Raw genomic sequence first — 17009 nt, 5'->3', positions numbered from 1 at the left:
GAACAATCCATCGGCCTCGTCACCGCCCTGAACCCGCAACTGGGCTACGCCACAGCCACGGCCATCGCCCAGGAAGCCCTCGCCACCGGCAAGGGCGTCGCGGAACTAGTGCTCGAACACGGCCTGCTCACCGACGAGCAGCTCACCGAACTCCTCAGCCCGCACCGCCTGGCCAACCTCACCCAATAGCCTCCGCAGACCGACGACCCCGCCCGACCAGGGAGCAAGGGGCACGCCGTCGTGCCCAAAATCCCGACCGACTACAGAGAAAACGGAACTCGATGACGAGGACCGTTCCAGCACCGGGCCACCAGCCCGGCCTCTACCCAAGGACTGACTATGAAAAACAAATCAACGATGTGGATCCTGGCAGCGCTCCTGTTCGGAATCCTCAGCGGTCTGCTCTTCCACTGGCTGCTGCCGGTGGACACACGCGAATCCGTCGTGGCGGTCCTCGACACCGTGACGCACATGTTCCTGAACCTCATCAAAATGATCATTGCCCCGCTGATCTTCGCCACCCTCGTCTCCGGCATCGCAGGAGCAGCCAAATCCGCCGGGGTGGGCAAGCTCTTTGGCCGCTCAATGATCTGGTTCCTGACCGCCTCCGTCCTGGTGGGCGCGTTCGGCTTCATCACGGCCCATGTACTCAACGTCGGTGACGGGCTCCACCTGATGCCGGGAGGCGACGCGGGGATGGAAACGAAGCCCCTCGATTACCAGGCGTTCATCACCCACATCATCCCCACGAGCGTCTTCGCCGCACTGACCGAAAACAACCCCCTTCAGATCCTCGTATTCGGCGCCCTCTTCGGCATCGCCCTGCTGAACCTCCGGAAGAAGGGCCGCTCCTCCATAGCCGATGCCATCGACGAACTGATGGGCGTCATGCTGAAGGTCACCGGGTATGTGATGCTGGCGGCACCCGTCGGCGTTTTCGCCGGCATCGCAGCGGCCTTCACCTCCCAAGGTCTCGATGCGTTTGCCACCTACGCGTCGTTCATCGGCGGGTTCTATGTGTCTCTCTCGGCCCTGTGGGTCATCATGGTCGGCGTCGCCGTCGCCTTCCTCGGACGGGCCGCCTTCCGACTGGTACGGATAGTGCGCGAACCCGTGGTCATCGCGTTCGCCACCTCCAGCAGTGAAGCCGCCCTGCCCAAGCTCATTGAAGGCCTGACCAAGTTCGGCATCGAGAAGCGCACCACCGGTTTCGTGCTGCCCCTGGGTTACTCGTTCAACGTGGACGGTTCCATGATGTACATGACCTTCGCGTCGGTCTTCCTGATCAACGCCTACGGCATCGACATGGACCTTGGCCAGCAGATCGCGATGACCGCAATGCTCCTGCTCAGCAGCAAGGGCATGGCCGGCGTTCCACGCGGGTCACTCGTCGTCGTAGCCGCCGTGGTCCCTGCCTTCGGCATCCCGGCCGCCGGAATTGGTGTCCTGCTGGTGATCGACCAACTCCTGGACATGGGACGCACCGCCACCAACATCCTGGGAAATGCCATCGCCACCGCGGTCATCGGCCGGAACCACGACAAGTCCACGTCCCTCCTCGAAGCGTCACGCCCGGAAGCCTCCCAGGATGCGCAGGTCACTGAAGACAGCAGGGAGTTTGAGTGTGTTCCGATGCACTGACCGGATCCCGCTCGGCCAAATTTTCAAACCTGCGAACCTACCCTCACACCGGATGAAAGGCCATGGCCAATGACCGCTCACTTTGACCTCCAGAGCCCGATGGACGTGCACCGCATTCAGCGGACGAAAAGAGCGAGAAACACTCCGATCAGATCAAAAATCATCGACTACCTGGCAAGCCATGGGGCAAGCAAAGTAGCTGACATCAGCGACGGCATCGCGTCCTCGCGCGGCGCAGTCAGATATCATCTGGCAGCGCTGGAGAGCGCTTCGATCGTCCGTTCCAACATTTCGCCCGGTGCCAGGAGTCGTTTCACGCCCTTCTACGGTATCGCCCCTGGAAAGACGGAGCCCGCCTCCTAGCCGGACAGCGCTGACTGCAACTCTTGCGGACGACGGCGGGACCTCCCGCCGTCGTCCGCCGTGTCCTTACGGCCGGAATCTCATGTCCTCGCCCCCAACCAACCTCGCAGTTTGGGCGGGCGCCACGTCCTGGGCGAACACCCGGACGCCCCCGGCGAAGACTGGCACCTTCCCAACGACCCGAAACCCGCAGCACCAAGAACTGGTTGACGCTATATACCGCCAAGCCGGACAGCAGCACACCAAGCTTCGCTCCGTCCCGGCACTGCTCCTGCTCGCCATGGCACTCACCAACCCCGTCGTGTGTGAACTCCTCCAAATGAGCGCGCTGCTCTGGGGCTTTCCCTTTATGTTTCGGCCGCCGGGGTATGGACGAGCTGAAGGGATTGTGCCCGGTGCAATACCGGGCGCAATCCCTTCAGTTCCAGCTCCTTGGGGAGCCCGTCAGGCGGCGGGTGGGGTCACTTCTTTTCAGCCAGGAACATTGCCTTTTCAAGCGGTGTCACGGTGAGTGATTTGAGTTGGGCGGTACCGCCTTCTGCAAAGAGGGCCATCTTGTCGGCTCCGGCGTTGGGGAATACCTGGTCGGTGATGGTCCGCAGACCGTCCTGGGCGAAGACCTCTACTGAGGAGCGGTCGAGGTAGACCCGAAGGGTGACGTAGCCCTTCTTGTCCAGGGTGACGGGGGCGTCCTCTATGGAAGCGAACGACGGGTGGAACGCGGTGTTGCCGGAGTTAGTGCGGTCAACGAAGAGCTTCCCGGTCGTGGCGTCGTAGCCGATGACGGTGGATGCGGCTCCATCGCCCAGCACGGTGATGCCGGATTTCTTGGCCGTGCCCGGCGCGAAGGTGATGTCGACTCGTTGGACCTGGCCCGATGCTGAAGCCGGCAACTGGTGTGTCCCGGCGGGAATCGGTCCGCCCTTCTTATCCTGATAGGAGACTTTCCCGCCCAACTGTTCCACTTGCTTGACAGCGCTTTGGGTGAGGCGAGGGCCGTCAGAAGTCGTGGTCAGGTTGACTTCGCGGGGAAGTGCCATGGCGCTGCGCCAGGGGCTGGTGGGGATGTCATTGGCGTAGTCCCAGTTGTTCATCCAGCCGAGCATGACCCGCTTGTTATCGGGCATGTTGCCGAAGGACACGGAGGCGTAGTAGTCGCGTCCGTAGTCCAGCCAGTCATAGGTCTCCAGGGCCGACTGTGCCGGTTTCGAGGAGAGCATGAAGTCGTCCGCGAGAATGTGGCCCCAACCGAATCGGTTATTGTCGACCACTTTGATATGTGCTTGTTGGCCAACGAATTCTTTGACATTCCATGATGCCCAGTCGAGCTTTTCACTGTCGTTTCCGGTGGCCGTGCGGACCACTTGTCCGTTGACCACGAGGTTTACCGATTCCTCGTCAGACCGGGGAACGGCCGGGCCGTCAGTCAGCATGACGTGGTCGAGGGTCAGGTGTCCCCACCCGCCGGTTGCCTGGTCGACGACCCGCAGCTGTGCATTCTGTCCCGCGAACTCCGAGACGTCCCAGCCTTTCCAGTTCATGACTCCGGAATTGTCTCCCGCGAGGGAGCGGACCACCTTGCCGTTGATGAGCAACTGGGCGGCCAGGGTCTGTCCGGAGTCCGCGGAGCGGTTGCCGCCGCCGACCAGCATGCTCATGAAATTTTTGGTGATGGGGAATTCCGGTGATGTCAGGGTGCCCTGCCGGTCATCGCCCGGCGTGGTGCCGGTTTCGAAGGTGTTGATCCGTTTGGCCCCGAGGTAGAAGTCCCCGCCGCTGGTGGCGGGCTGAAAGTTGGGGGTGAGGTCGCCGGTTCCGGTCCAGCCGGTGTCGGCCAGCGATGTCCCGTCGGGAATCTCGAAGCCATCAAACTTGAGCTCTCCCGAGGGCGGCGTGTTGTCCAGTTTGTCGGAGACGCGGGGGTGCTTGCCGCCGCCCACGAGGAAGTTCAGGTAGTCGTCGGTCACGGTGAAGTTAGGTGACCGCATGGAACCGAGCGGCCAGTCGCCGTCGTTGAAGGAGTTGATCAGGCCACTGCCGTCAAAGCCGGTCACGGGGCTCTGGCCGGGAAGGGCTCCGTTTGCCGGAGTGCTGCCGAATGGGCCGTTCTTCCAGTTTCCTGGCTCGTTGTTGACGGTCCAGCCGTTGTAGGTTCCGTCGTTGAATCCGGCCAGGACCGTCCCGGGAGGGGGCGTGGCCACGGGTTTGGTGGTTTCGGAGGTGAAGGTGGTGCCGTCGAAGTTGCCCACGAAGTACTGGCCAGCGGAGCCGCCGGCCACGCCGCCGGGGTTGATGTTGACGACCATGACCCATTTAACGTTCTTCGGGTCGCCGTCCACGGCGAGGGGAAACAGGTCGGGGCATTCCCACTGGCCGCCGGTGGCATTGGCTGGTCCGAATTCACTCAGTGGGGTCCAGTCCTTGAGGTTGGCGGACTTGTAGAGGACGACCTTGTGGTCCGTGGCTTCGACGGCGGTCATGAGCCAGTAGCCTCCGCCGCCGGGTTTGTTGTACCAGGAGACCTTCGGGTCACGGAAGTTGGCGGAGTTTCGGTTCAGTACAGGATTGCCGGAGTACTTGGTCCAGGTCTGGCCGTCATCGAGGCTGTAGGCCAGGGACTGCGCCTGCAGGCCGCGGTGGGGCGAGGCGTCCTTGTAGGCGCTGGTGAAGATCGCGATCAGCGGTGGGTTCTCTTTCGTACCGAAACCGGTCGTGTTGTCCTTGTCCACGACGACGCTGCCGGAGAAGATGTCCTGCTCTGCATCAGTGGAGATCGCCAGCGGCTGCTCCTGCCAGTGAACAAGGTCCTTCGACGTGGCGTGACCCCAGGACATGTTCCCCCAGGTGTTACCGGAGGGGTTGTGCTGGTAGTACATGTGGTAGACGCCCTTGTAGAAGACGAGCCCGTTGGGGTCGTTCATCCAGTTCTTTGCCGGCGTGTAGTGAATGGCCGGCCGGTAGGGTTCGTCCCCGGGGCCCGTCGCGGCCGACGCCGGCAGGGAACCTGCCAGTGCCGCGGCCAGCGTCAGTCCCGCGGGCGTCAGTGCAGAAACGGCATGCGTCCTGCGGGTGGTCGTGTTCTTCATTCGTTTGATTCGCCCTTCGTTGCGCGCGTCGTCGGTAGACAACGTTGTCAGTGCGAAGGACACTAAGTGATGTCCGTCAGACAAGTCAACGGTTTTGGCGGCGCGGGAATGAGGCCGCCCGCCGCGCGGCTGAGCCGGGCGAAGCGATGGGCGGGCAGCAGAAAATTCCCTCCCAGCGGCAGGGCTGGAAGGGTTATTTCCGGCAGGCGGCTCCGTTCAGCCGTCTCCGTGGGTCCTGGACGCAGCAGCTCCCGCCGACCGTGGATCGGCTGGATTTGGCTGAGGGCTATTCCAGCGGCAGAAGCCAGGTCAGTTCCGAGGCGTCGCCTTCGATATGGCGGGCCAGTTCCTCGTTGAATCTGGCGCCGTAATCGGCGCCGATGTGTTCCTGGAACGCGGCTTCATCGCGGTAGACCTCAAAGACAAAGTACTCCCGGGGGTTCTCTTCCCGGGTGCAGGGAAGGAACAGCTCGTTGCCCGGTTCACGGCGCACATGCCGGGTCAGTTCGAGCATCATTTCAGCAACGCGGGCTTCGCTGCCGGGCTTGACGGTGAACTCGGCATACAGGGTCTTGGTCATCATGATCCCTTTCAGGTCGATGGGTTCGAAATATAGTTCAGGAGGCCACCCCTGTCAGGCCGGAGGGCGCAGCTCACCGGAACCTCGTTGTATGAGCTCAGACGGGACAACATAGGTATGCGGGGGCTGCTGGTCGCCATCGATCCTGGCCAGGAGCCGCTCTGCTGCCAGCTTCCCGATTCGCTCGGGGTGCTGGGCGATGACTGTCACGCCGGGATCCATCATGTCGGCAAGCGTGAAGTCATCGAATCCGATTAAGGCCACGCGTTTGCTCAGCCCGAGCTCTCTCAGAGCGCGCATGGCGCCGAAAGTGATGAGGTTCTGGCTGGAGAAAATCGCCGTCGGTGGTTCGGCAGCGGTGAGAAGTTCCAACACGGCCAATCTGGCCGATTCCTCATCGTGCAGGTTTTCACGGACGGGAATCGTGGAAGTGGGAATTCCCTGCCGGCCGATCTCCTCAATGAACCCCCGCCGGCGTTCCCGGGCGGTCTGGATGTCGGTGCGGTCCCCCAGATAGGCGAGCCTGGTGTGGCCGCGGCTGATCAGGTGAGCAGCTGCCCTCGCGGAGCCTGCGGCGTTGTCGGTCACGACGGCATCTGCTTCCACTCCTACCGGTTCACGGTCAATGAAGACCAAAGGCAGGTCACGGGAATGCTCCGGGATCACATACGCCTGGCTCCTGGCGATGGGCGTGAGGATGAGCCCGTCGACACGCCGCCCAAGAAATGCCGCCACGATGTCCTGCTCCCGCTGGGGGTCATCATCCAGGCTCGCCGCAAAGACCGCGATTCCCCTGGCCCCAAGAGCATCTTCTATGGCCCGGTTGATCTCGCCGCTGAACGGGTTGGAAACACTCGGCAGCAACAGCCCGACCGAGAGCGTCCTTCTGCCCGCGCGGCGCAGGCTGCCGGCGGCCATGTCCAGCTGGTAGTTGAGTTGCCGTGAAGCGCTGAGCACCTTTTCCCGGGTGGCGTCCGACACGCCAGGTTCGTCGTTGATCACGCGGGAGACGGTCTTTATTCCGACGCCGGCAAGGGCAGCCACGTGGCGCATTGTCGGACGACTGGCGGAAATGGTCGGCTGGCTACGATCGGACATCGTTGTCAAATATATCGCTCCTTCTAAGTTGCATCTATTGACTCTCTGGTGTGATGCTGATTACATCGTACATGACATCGTTGTCGAGGCCAGTGAGGGCCTCAAACACCAGGAGATTCAATGTTGAGTTCCAAAGCACCCCGTTCAACGGCCACCCGCCTGTTCGCTGCAGGAGCAGTGCTGACTCTGGGAGCGCTCAGTCTTTCTGCCTGTGGTGGCAGTTCCCCGTCCACCTCATCAACCGGTAGCTCGTCAGGGGACAAGGTCGGTGTCTCCCTGATCGTGAAGACGACGACCAACCCGTTCTTCGTCGCCATGGAGGACGGGGCGAAGAAGGCGGCCGAGGCCGGCGGCGTGGACCTTAAGCTCGCTGCGGGCAAGGCTGACGGCGACGAGGACACCCAGATCCAGGCCATTGAGAACGCGATCTCCAAGGGTGACAAGGGCATCCTGATCACCCCCAACGGCCCCTCCGTAGTGGACGCCCTGAAGAAGGCCAAGGACGCCGGGCTCTTCGTCATCGCTCTGGACACCCCGCCGGATCCCGCCGACGCAGCCGACATCACGTTCGCCACTGACAACTTCGCCGCCGGGGAGCTGATCGGCAAATGGACCGCAGCTCAGCTGGACGGGAAAAAAGCGACGATTGCCCTCGTCGATCTCTTTGATGACAAGGTCGTCTCGGTTGACTACAACCGGGACCAGGGCTTCCTGACTGGCCTCGGTATCGACACCGCGGATAAAAAGAAGAACGGCGACGAAGCCAAGACCGGCAAGTACACCGGCGGCAAGGGCGGCGACTACGAGATCGTCGGTAGCCAGGCCTCCCAGGGCGCCGAAGACGGCGGACGCACCGCCATGGAAACCCTCCTGGCCAAGAACCCGAACATCAACGTCGTCTACACCATCAACGAACCTGCGGCAGCGGGTGCCTTCGAGGCACTGAAGGCCGCCGGCAAGGAAAAGGACGTGCTGGTCGTCTCGGTGGACGGCGGTTGCACCGGCGTGAACAACGTCAAGTCCGGCGTCATCGGCGCCACGGCCCAGCAGTACCCGGTCAAGATGGCCGAACTGGGCGTCAAGGCCATCGTTGACCTCGCCAAGACCGGCCAGAAGCCGGCCAACTCACCGGGGCTGGACTTCTACAACACCGGCGTCGAGCTCGTCACAGACAAGCCTGCCGACGGCGTGAAGAGCATCACCACCACCCAAGCCTCCGACATCTGCTGGGGAAAGTAACCCACCCAGCTTCACTGCGGGGCGGGGACCCGGCGCCCGCTATCGGCCTCCCCGCCCCGCATCTCCCGAGCTAGGGCCTCCCCTAGCAACCATCACGGAAGATCAGGACCAATCGTGACCCAGCAACAGACCGCCGGCCCGCCCAGCGCCGGGCATGCCGACCTGGCAGAGGAATTCCTTGACCGCCAGACACCGCTCAGCCGGATACGCAATATCCTCCACCGCTACCCCGCCCTCAGTCCCGCCATCGTACTTCTCATCGCGGTGGTGGTGTTCGGCCTCCTCAATGACAGGTTCCTGCGAGTTGAAAACCTCTCGCTGATTACCCAGCAGGTCTCCGTCGTCGGCACCCTGGCCATCGCCCAAACCCTCATCATCCTCACCGCTGGCATCGACCTCTCCGTCGGGGCCGTGATGATCCTGTCGTCCATGGTCATGGCCCAGCTCGCCGTCAACAACGGAATACCCGCGCCTCTCGCCCTGCTCGCAGGCCTGGTGGTCGGACTCGCCGCCGGAGCACTCAACGGATTCCTGGTCACCAGGTTCCGGCTCCCGCCGTTCATCGTCACCCTCGGCACGCTGAACATCTTCATCGCCCTGACACTGCTCTACTCCAACGGAGCGACCGTTCGCGGCTCGGCCATGCCTCCCCTGCTGACCTGGACCGGCACCACCTTCCCGCTCGGCCCCGTGCGGATCTCCACCGGCGTCGTCATGATGCTCCTGCTCTATGTCGCGGTCGCCTTCATCCTGGGCAAGACGGCCTGGGGCCGGCATGTCTACGCCGTGGGCGATGACAAGGAAGCCGCCCGCCTGGCTGGCATCCCCGTCAACCGGGTTCTCATGAGCGTCTACCTCGCCGCCGGCGCCGTCCTGGCCGCCGGCGCCTGGATCCAGATCGGGCGCACCAACGCCGCCAGCCCCAACGCCGGCGTAGACCTGAACCTGGACTCCATCACCGCCGTCGTGATCGGCGGAACCAGCCTCTTCGGCGGCCGCGGCTCCATCTGGGGTTCACTGCTTGGAGCGCTGATCGTGGGTGTCTTCCGCAACGGCCTCTCGCTCGCCGGGCTGGACGTGCTGTACCAGACGCTCGCCGTGGGCGTCCTGATCATTGTTGCTGTGTCCGTCGATCAGTGGATCCGAAAGGTCAAGTCATGACCACGACAGAATTTGAAGCCCCCCACGTCGCCACGCGCGAGCCCATCCTGCAGGCCCGGAACCTCGTCAAGACTTTCGGCCGTGTCGTGGGACTGGACGGGGTCAGTCTCGACCTCTACCCGGGCGAAGTCCTCGCGATCATCGGCGACAACGGCGCAGGCAAGTCAACCCTGATCAAATGCCTCACCGGAGCAGAAGTCCCGGACTCCGGCGAGCTCTTCATGTCAGGACAGCCCGTGCACTTCAAGCGGCCGCAGGACGCCAGGGTCCACGGCATCGAAACCGTGTACCAGAACCTCGCTGTCTCACCGGCCCTCGACGTCGCCTCGAACTTGTTCCTGGGTCGGGAGGAAAGGCGTGCGGGACTCCTCGGGAGCGTGTTCCGGATGCTTGACACCAAAGGTATGCGCCGGAAGGCCAAGGAAGAGCTGACCCGGTTGGGCATCTCCACCCTGCAGGACGTGACAGTGCCGGTGGAGAACCTCTCGGGCGGCCAGCGCCAGGCTGTCGCCGTGGCCCGCGCCGCAGCGTTCGGTTCAAAGGTCGTTGTGCTGGATGAACCGACGGCGGCACTTGGCGTCCGGGAATCGAACCAGGTCCTCCAGCTGGTCCGGGACCTTCGCGACCGAGGCCTGCCGGTCATCTTGATCAGCCACAACATGCCCCACGTCTTTGACGTAGCGGACAGGATCCACATCCAGCGCCTGGGCAAGTGCGCTGCCACCATCACTCCGCAATCACACACAATGACCGACGCAGTGGCGATCATGACCGGCGCAGCCACCGCCTGATGGCCGGCTAGTACCCTCCCGCTCTACCGGAGCTCCCTTCTCCGTCCGCGGACCTCCCCCAGGTCCGCGGACGGATCCATACCGGGAGTTCCCATCATCACCATCCCACGAGAGACAGACCATGGATTACCTCACAACAGCCCGGAACGACGCTCACCAGACGCTCGACGTCATGGTCATAGGCGAAGCGCTGATCGACGTGGTCACCACGTCGCACGACACGGTGGAGCACCCCGGCGGCTCACCGGCCAACGTCGCTTACGGACTTGGCCGCCTCGCCGTCACCACAGGTCTGCTCACGGCCATCGCCCCGGACGCGCGTGGGATTTCCATCGAAAACCACCTCAGCAGTGCAGGCGTCATACTTCTGCCCGGATCAAAATCCCTCACCAAAACGGCATCGGCCACAGCAACCCTTGGACCCGACGGCTCCGCTAAGTACGACTTCGACATCTCCTGGGACCTTGCCCCGACAGCCCCCGCCTACTTCCCAAAAATCCTGCACACCGGATCCATCGCCACTTTCCTTAATCCCGGTGCCGGCGCCGTGAAATCCCTGCTCGAACAAGCCCGCACACACTGCATGATCACCTATGACCCGAATATCCGTCCAGCCCTGCTCGGCAGCCACAGGGAAGCTTTGGCCACCTTCGAAGAGCTCGTGCCCCTAACCGACGTCGTCAAACTCAGCGACGAAGATGCCTACTGGCTGTACCCTCAAAAAAGCCTGGACGAAACCGCAGCACACATCCTCGGTCTGGGCGCCGGACTTACCGTCATCACCAAAGGCGCCGACGGCTCACAATTCACCACCCCCGCCGCTAACATCAGCATTCCCGCCGTGAAGTCCAAAGTTGCCGACACCATCGGCGCCGGGGACTCCTACATGTCCGCCCTGATCCTGGGCTTTCTCACCCGAGGAACCGAAGGTTTCGCCCCAGCTGTCTTGGAGCAGCTTGGACACACCGCAGCTGCAGCCGCGGCCATCACCGTGCAGCGCCCGGGAGCAAACCCCCCGACCCTGGAAGAACTCAACATCGCAATCGAAGCCCATTCCGGTGCCCAATACGGGGGTTCCTGAACCACCTAAGAAGGCCCCGGTCCCACACACCGCCCGCCGTGGACGCTTCTGGCATTGTCCACGCAGTCCGTGGCGCGCGGTGAAGGTACACAGGTTAAAGCAAAAACCCCCTCTAACGAGTGGAAACACTGTGCCCGAGGTGGGACTCGAACTGCATTCACTCCCCTGCAAACACTGGACTCCCCCGGGAACATGCGAGGTCCGGCCCGATCCGACCCACATACGACTCGATCCGAAGGCGGAAGTGTGGACAATGTACACACACCGCAAATTCGCCGTTTCAGAGCGTTCCGGCCGCCAGCCACATCCCAGACCGCAGGGGCGCGGCCCTTCTTTGCGCGCCTCGGGCGCTGCGCAACTGCCCGTCAGACGTGTCCGCAAGCCGGTCCTGAAGCGCGACACGTTCCGTCCGCTCCCCCGCCGCGAGAACTTCCCTAGGTGTGAATCTGTGACTGTGGGCTGAGAATGACGGGTTAATACACAGTTGGGATGGCGGTTTCGGTGCTCCGTGTGGAGAAGCATCGGTGCTGCTGCACAGATCCCGTTACATCGTTACTCAACAGGGGACATCGCCACTCAGGTTAACTGCGTAGAGGCCAAGTTCGTGACGCGTCAGAAGTTCCTTGCGCCAGCAGCACCAACCGGTCGATATCCAGGTTTGTAACTTTCTGACAGCGCCGTCACGGCGGCAATATCCTGGGGGGTCGTTCGACAGCACCCGCCAACGAGCCGGGCACCAAGTTCACGCCAGATTGGCGTTCCCTCCGCAAGGCTTGCGGGCTGTTTACTATCGGGGCCCGACGGGCTCGCCGCGGCCGGCCCCCACGTTTTGGTGACTGCGTCATAGCTTTCGCCCGAATTCGGATACGCGATCAGGGACGTATCAGTGGCTCTGCCCAGGGCCTCCAGCGATGGGGAGACCAGCTCCAGCGGCACGCAGTTCACGCCGATAGCCGCCACGAGCGGCTCTGCCGTCAAGAGCCTTGCCGCCTGAGCCAGCGGCGTACCGTCGCTGATGTGGCCGCCATCCCGTAGCGTGAAGGAGAGCCAGGCTTCGACGTCGAACTCTTTTATGAGTTCCAACAGGGCCCCGGCCTCCGGCAATGAAGGCAACGTCTCACAGGCAAGAAAGTCCGCTCCGGCCTCCACCAGCGCTGCGATTCGAGGCCGGTGGAACTCCAAAAACTCGTTTCGGCTGAGGACATAGTCGCCCCGGTATTCCGATCCATCGGCAAGGTACGCGCCGTAGGGCCCGACCGATCCTGCAACAAGCAGGGGGCCCGCATCCGGGTTTTCCGCCAGATACTCGCGGCGTGCCTCGTCGGCCAGGCGCACACTCAATGCCACCCGTTCCAAGGCCGCTTGCTCGCCGATGCCGCGGCGCGCGAATCCCAGGGGTGTGGCTTGATAGCTAGCCGTGATGGCGACAGTGGCTCCGGCGCGGAAGTAATCGTGGTGTACGCGCTTGACCAGTTCCGGTTGCTCCAGAAGGACTTTAGCCGACCACAAAGGGTCTTCCAGATCGCAGCCGTGCGCTTCAAGCTCGGTGGCGAGCGCACCGTCCACGGTCAGGTTCGCTCCGGCGTCGAGCATGCGGGAAAGGATGGTACTGGGCATCGTTCAGGGCTCCAAGCATTTCGGTTTGTTCTTTCCTGCGGGGCAGTTGCGGCGCCTCGTGGCCCGGCAATGCAAAGTAGCACAACGTGGAGTGCCAAAAAGAGCAGTGCAGCCCGGGGCTTGCAGGTGACGGTCAGCAGCCGCTTGCAGCAACCGGTGTTCCGTTGCTCAGTCACGCCCAAAGTCTGGCGGATGTGCCGAGTGAACGCGAACACCTCTCAAAATTGTGCGTAATAAGCATATATTCATGCTTGTAATGAACATCACTCTCTGCCAATATGGCATTCTGACACCTTTTGCGAACTGCCCAGGAAGAGGCTTCCCTTGAAAATTGCAATGAAATCAGTCCGCAAGCTGCGCGTGCATTGGCCTATAGCTTCGGAAACCTTCTCGCGGCTCGCCACGGGGGACGCAGAAGCGTTCAAAGATGAAGCCGGCATCGCGGCCCTGCTCCAGGCTTCGTCGGAATCCACCGACTTAGGGGATTTTGGCAACTACAGGCATGTATTTGAATCCGGCCTGGGTTTCGAGGGTTTCACCTGCACTGAAGGCGCCAACCCTACGTTGGGGCAGGTGGGGCAGCGGACAATTTCGCCTACCTTTGTCTTCACGACGTATTTCGATGCGGCGCTCCCTGACGCCGCCGTGGAACGCTTCCTGCAGCACATCGTGGATATCCATCCCTGGGAGGTACCGGTCATCGAACTGACCGGCCCGGTCAGCGTCTCCAGCACAGCCCTTCCCGCACTCTTTGAGAGCGAGGCCGCATCATGATTGAAGCCCCCACAGCTGGACTTTGGGACGGTCTGCAGGCGTTGCTGGCGGGCAGGTCATTCACCGACCTGACGCACGCCTTCCACCCCGGCCAGCCGCATTTCCCGGCCTTCCCCGACGAAATCAGGGAGGCGGTCTTCGACCTGGAGAAAGGCGACGGTTTCACCGCCCACCGGTATTCGATCATCGGCCAATGGGGTACGCACGTTGACCCTCCCTCGCATTTCATCCGCGGGGGACGGACCTTGGACCAGATTCCGGTGGAGGACATGGTCCTCCCACTGGTCATCCTCGACATCACCGCCCGGGCCACCGTAAATGCGGACGCCACTCCCACGATGGAGGACATTCAGGCATGGGAGCGCCGCAATGGTGCCATCGCGCCGGGGTCCTTTGTGGCGTTGCGGACAGGGTGGAGCCATCGTTGGCCCGACGCCGACGCCATGGCAAACAGGGACGATGAGGGTGTCAGCCACACACCTGGCTGGTCGCAGGAAGTCCTCTCCTTCCTGATCGAGGAGCGGTCGGTAACGGCCGTCGGCCATGAGCAGACGGACACAGACCCGGGGCGGGCTACGTCCCGCCAGGATTTCACCTTGGAGACCTATGTCCTGGCGCGGAACCGGTGGCAGATCGAGCTGATGGCGAACCTGGACGGACTTCCAGAAGCCGGCGCGATCCTCATTGCAAGCTGGCCTAAGCCACTGCAAGGCAGCGGCTTTCCAGCCCGTGTCTTCGCCATCCACTAAGACACGTTCGTGCAGTGACTAGAATCGGATCCATGTCTAAGACGTCCAGCATGGGCCGGGGAATCATGGCTGTCCTCGCCGTGGGCTCCCGCAACGCAGAAGGCCTGTCTGGCGGAACGGTCGCTGATATAGCAGCCGATCTGGGCAGGGACCGCAGCCAGGTTTCGCGCAGTCTCCGGACCGCCGAGCAGGAGGGGTTTCTGGCACGCGGAGACCATCGGTCCTACACAATGAACTGGTCGCTCCTGACAGACGCACAGCTGTTGACAGAGCAACGGCTGCAGACCGACGGCGTAACCGCTCTGGAAGGCTTGGCCGGTGAAACTAACGAAGGATGCTTCCTTGGAGTTATGAGCGGAAACAGTACTGTCACCATCGGTGAGCGTGTTCCGGCAAGTAGCAACATGGTCGGTTCGTGGCTGGGCCGGCCCTACCCGGCTTTTTGTAGCGATGCCGGCCAGGCCCTGCTGTGGGAAGCCTCGGACGCCGAGGTCCGAACCATTTTCTCCGGCGTACCTTTCGTGCGCCATGGCCCCAATACACCGCTTGACGTCGAGGACTTCCTGTCACGACTGCGCGGGGCGCGGGCACGGGGGTACTCCATTGTCGACGAGGAAGCCGAACCAGGACTTTACTCGCTGGCCGTTCCGATTCGCGACTTCAAGGGCGATGTGGTGGCAGCGCTTCAGGTCGTCGGCGCCAAGACACGCTTGGAGCCGCGCCTGGAGCTATGCGCCACGGCTCTCGTGTCCTGGGGAAAGTGGCTTGAGTCAACGCTGGGTCACGCGGCGCCGCAGAACCGGCTCTAGCTGGCAAGGCCCTTCCGGACCGCGTTGTCCCGGGGACGGCCCTCAAAGGACCCCAGCCGCTCGGCTGCTGCCGTAAGGGCCTTTGCAATGCCATTGGTGCTGGGTTTGATCTCGGCCCGGCTGCCGAGGACGCTGAGCGCGGCAAGAATCGATCCTTCAGCGTTGCGGACCGGAACGGCCAGTTCGTAGATTCCGTGCTCGAATTCTTCCTCCGCGACAATGAAGCCCCGCGCCCTGTCCCGGTCCATCAGTTCGGCGACTTCTTGCGGCGAATGGGCCGCCCCCGGACCGCCTACGCCGATAAAGTTGACATCCTGGAGAAGGACTTCAATGGCCGGCTGTTGGTCGTCCCACAGCAAGGCCCGTCCGGAGCCGGTACACCACACGGGCGTCACCATGCCGGGTTTCACGAAGCTGCCGGGTACCGCATCGTTACTCGAGGCCCGCAGGAGAACGACCCGGAAGCCATCACGAACGGAAACTCTGGATCTAAGGCCGAAAGAAGCCACCAAAGCCTCAAGTTCGGTTCTTGATTCGCGGACCCAGCCGGTATTCAGCGCTGCGGCCAGGCTGAAAAAACGTGGACCGGTTCGGAAGGGACCGCGATCGACGCGCTCCAGCAGTCCCAGCTCACACAATTCCTGCGTCAGCCGTGAGACGCGGCTTTGTTCCATATCCAACTCGGATGCGAGCTGGGAAACGCCGAGAAGCCGCCTGCCCTGCTTCTCCCGGTCTGCGACCAGCCGAACTATTCGAAGTCCTTGGGCCATGGACGACGCTTCCGAGGAAGAATCCATGCTCCGTGCTCCTTCCGCCCGATGACTACGCCTATTCTCACATGTCTTCATTGTTGACCAGGACGCGGTTTCCTTGCGCCCACACAGTGTAGAGGTCAGCGAGTATCGCTGAATTCGCTGCTTCCAGCTCTGCGGGAGCGATTTCTGCCCGTCCCTGCCGCCCGAACAGCACGACTTCGTCTCCAGGGGAAACTCCCGCCACGTCGGTGACGTCGACAACCATGGAATTCATCGAAACGATGTCGACTATGGCAGCGCGTCGGCCGCGGACAAGTACGCTGCCTTGGCTGGCCAGTGCCCGCCGGTAGCCATCTCCGTAACCCGCTGTCACTGAAGCCAGCCTGGAGTTGCGGTCCAAGGTGTGGGTGAGCCCATAGCCGACCTTAGTGCCTGCTGCATAGCTATTAATGGACGCAATCCGGGCTTTGAAGGCCAAACACCGTTGGAAGTGCGCTGTTGAAGGTTCCGAATCGCCGTAGAGGACTGCCCCGGCACGGACCATGTCCAGCCACGAGCCGCGGACGTGCAGGGCGGCGTATGAATTGGCGCAGTGGAGCAGCACTTCATCCCGGGGAGTTCGGGTCAATTGAAGCAGTGTAAACGCCTGGCTTTGGAACCGCAGAAGAGTCGTTTCGATATGGCCGTCGTCGTCCTTGGGAAAATGCGTCATGATCCCGGCCAGTTGAAGCCCCGGGTGGCTCACGATTCCTACCGCGGATGCCCGGCCAAGCGAGGATGAGACGTCGAGGCTGTGCCTGCTGATCCCGGAAGAGTTGATATCGAGGTGGATGCGGACCACCTTCCCAGCCGCGGCAGCGATCTTGTGTATCTCCCACGCGCTCTGCGGGTCGGCGACAAGTTCCTCGATGTCGTGACGCAGGCCTGCTCTGATCTCCTGCGGCGCCGCGGCACGGACACGCAGGATCCGGCCCTCAAAACCGCAGCGGCGTGCAATGGCTGCCTCCTCGTTGCTTCCTACTCCGATGAATGGAACGCCCAGACGAACAAGGGACGGGAGTAAGAGGTCAGCTCCGTGCCCGTAGGCATGGGACTTAACCACTGCGCACAACAGTGCGCGGTCATCGATCATGGACAGGAGGGTCCGGACGTTTGATTCGAAAGCGGCGGCGTCAATCTCCAGCCAGCTGCCGGCGTCCTGGACCGAACTGCGCACGTGTTGCATCAGGCCTTGTGAGTTCATGGTTTATCCCTTGAACAGCCTC

General features: G+C 62.5%; 15 protein-coding genes and 1 pseudogene. 10 read left to right on the top strand and 6 right to left on the bottom strand.

Annotated features, from left to right (window positions below):
* The 3 genes and pseudogenes from aspA to AC1DBX_RS14130 all read left to right on the top strand — a co-directional run.
* Positions 1-189, top strand: a pseudogene (aspA, locus tag AC1DBX_RS14140) (aspartate ammonia-lyase); the annotation flags it as partial.
* A 150-nt stretch (positions 190-339) separates the two neighbouring features.
* Complete coding sequence (locus tag AC1DBX_RS14135; RefSeq protein WP_476932018.1) at positions 340-1641, top strand: dicarboxylate/amino acid:cation symporter; 1302 nt, start codon at positions 340-342, stop codon at positions 1639-1641.
* A 69-nt stretch (positions 1642-1710) separates the two neighbouring features.
* Positions 1711-2004, top strand: coding sequence for a winged helix-turn-helix domain-containing protein (locus tag AC1DBX_RS14130; protein ID WP_476932017.1), 294 nt, complete (start codon positions 1711-1713; stop codon positions 2002-2004).
* Between the two features lie 461 nt (positions 2005-2465).
* Here AC1DBX_RS14130 and AC1DBX_RS14125 read toward each other — a convergent pair whose 3' ends face one another.
* The 3 genes from AC1DBX_RS14125 to AC1DBX_RS14115 all read right to left on the bottom strand — a co-directional run bounded on the left by AC1DBX_RS14125 (position 2466) and on the right by AC1DBX_RS14115 (position 6723).
* Complete coding sequence (locus tag AC1DBX_RS14125) at positions 2466-5090, bottom strand: GH32 C-terminal domain-containing protein (RefSeq protein WP_476932016.1); 2625 nt, start codon at positions 5088-5090, stop codon at positions 2466-2468.
* 286 nt (positions 5091-5376) lie between these two features.
* Positions 5377-5670, bottom strand: a complete 294-nt coding sequence (locus AC1DBX_RS14120; RefSeq protein WP_028275207.1) for a putative quinol monooxygenase — start codon at positions 5668-5670, stop codon at positions 5377-5379.
* A gap of 54 nt (positions 5671-5724) precedes the next feature.
* Positions 5725-6723, bottom strand: a complete 999-nt coding sequence (locus AC1DBX_RS14115) for a LacI family DNA-binding transcriptional regulator (protein ID WP_028275206.1) — start codon at positions 6721-6723, stop codon at positions 5725-5727.
* A gap of 165 nt (positions 6724-6888) precedes the next feature.
* Here AC1DBX_RS14115 and AC1DBX_RS14110 point away from each other — a divergent pair, with 165 nt between their 5' ends.
* From AC1DBX_RS14110 to AC1DBX_RS14095, 4 genes are all read left to right on the top strand, one after another.
* Positions 6889-8007: a substrate-binding domain-containing protein gene (locus AC1DBX_RS14110; RefSeq protein ID WP_223917292.1), complete on the top strand. Its 1119-nt coding sequence runs from the start codon at positions 6889-6891 to the stop codon at positions 8005-8007.
* 114 nt (positions 8008-8121) lie between these two features.
* Complete coding sequence (locus AC1DBX_RS14105; protein WP_476932015.1) at positions 8122-9168, top strand: ABC transporter permease; 1047 nt, start codon at positions 8122-8124, stop codon at positions 9166-9168.
* Positions 9165-9959 (top strand): ATP-binding cassette domain-containing protein, encoded by a 795-nt coding sequence (locus tag AC1DBX_RS14100; RefSeq protein ID WP_230011630.1) that lies wholly within the window; start codon positions 9165-9167, stop codon positions 9957-9959. Before AC1DBX_RS14105 ends, AC1DBX_RS14100 begins: the two co-directional genes overlap by 4 nt.
* 121 nt (positions 9960-10080) lie before the next feature.
* Positions 10081-11040, top strand: coding sequence for a carbohydrate kinase family protein (locus AC1DBX_RS14095; protein WP_476850805.1), 960 nt, complete (start codon positions 10081-10083; stop codon positions 11038-11040).
* 612 nt (positions 11041-11652) lie between these two features.
* Here AC1DBX_RS14095 and mmuM read toward each other — a convergent pair.
* Positions 11653-12657 carry a homocysteine S-methyltransferase gene (gene mmuM / locus AC1DBX_RS14090; RefSeq protein ID WP_476932014.1) on the bottom strand — a complete coding sequence of 335 codons (1005 nt, stop codon included), beginning with the start codon at positions 12655-12657 and terminating at the stop codon, positions 11653-11655.
* A gap of 324 nt (positions 12658-12981) precedes the next feature.
* Between mmuM and AC1DBX_RS14085 the strand changes: the two genes are divergently transcribed.
* From AC1DBX_RS14085 to AC1DBX_RS14075, 3 genes are read left to right on the top strand one after another with little or no spacing between them, the layout of a single operon-like run.
* Positions 12982-13431: a hypothetical protein gene (locus tag AC1DBX_RS14085; RefSeq protein WP_476858242.1), complete on the top strand. Its 450-nt coding sequence runs from the start codon at positions 12982-12984 to the stop codon at positions 13429-13431.
* A complete protein-coding gene (locus tag AC1DBX_RS14080; RefSeq protein WP_476932013.1) occupies positions 13428-14180 on the top strand; it encodes a cyclase family protein in 753 nt (250 codons plus the stop codon). Before AC1DBX_RS14085 ends, AC1DBX_RS14080 begins: the two co-directional genes overlap by 4 nt.
* Positions 14181-14212: 32 nt before the next feature.
* Complete coding sequence (locus tag AC1DBX_RS14075; protein WP_476858244.1) at positions 14213-14989, top strand: IclR family transcriptional regulator; 777 nt, start codon at positions 14213-14215, stop codon at positions 14987-14989.
* On the opposite strand, the gene AC1DBX_RS14070 is transcribed toward AC1DBX_RS14075, so the two are convergent.
* Complete coding sequence (locus tag AC1DBX_RS14070; RefSeq protein ID WP_476932012.1) at positions 14986-15786, bottom strand: IclR family transcriptional regulator; 801 nt, start codon at positions 15784-15786, stop codon at positions 14986-14988. The two genes, AC1DBX_RS14075 and AC1DBX_RS14070, sit on opposite strands and share 4 nt — an antisense overlap.
* 37 nt (positions 15787-15823) lie before the next feature.
* Positions 15824-16987, bottom strand: a complete 1164-nt coding sequence (alr, locus tag AC1DBX_RS14065; protein WP_476932011.1) for an alanine racemase — start codon at positions 16985-16987, stop codon at positions 15824-15826.
* Positions 16988-17009: the final 22 nt, after the last annotated feature.

The organism is Arthrobacter sp. 10N44_2 (genome assembly GCF_056394385.1).
The sequence above is the reverse complement of the archived record's forward strand: the minus strand, read 5'-3'. Positions and strand labels throughout refer to the sequence as shown.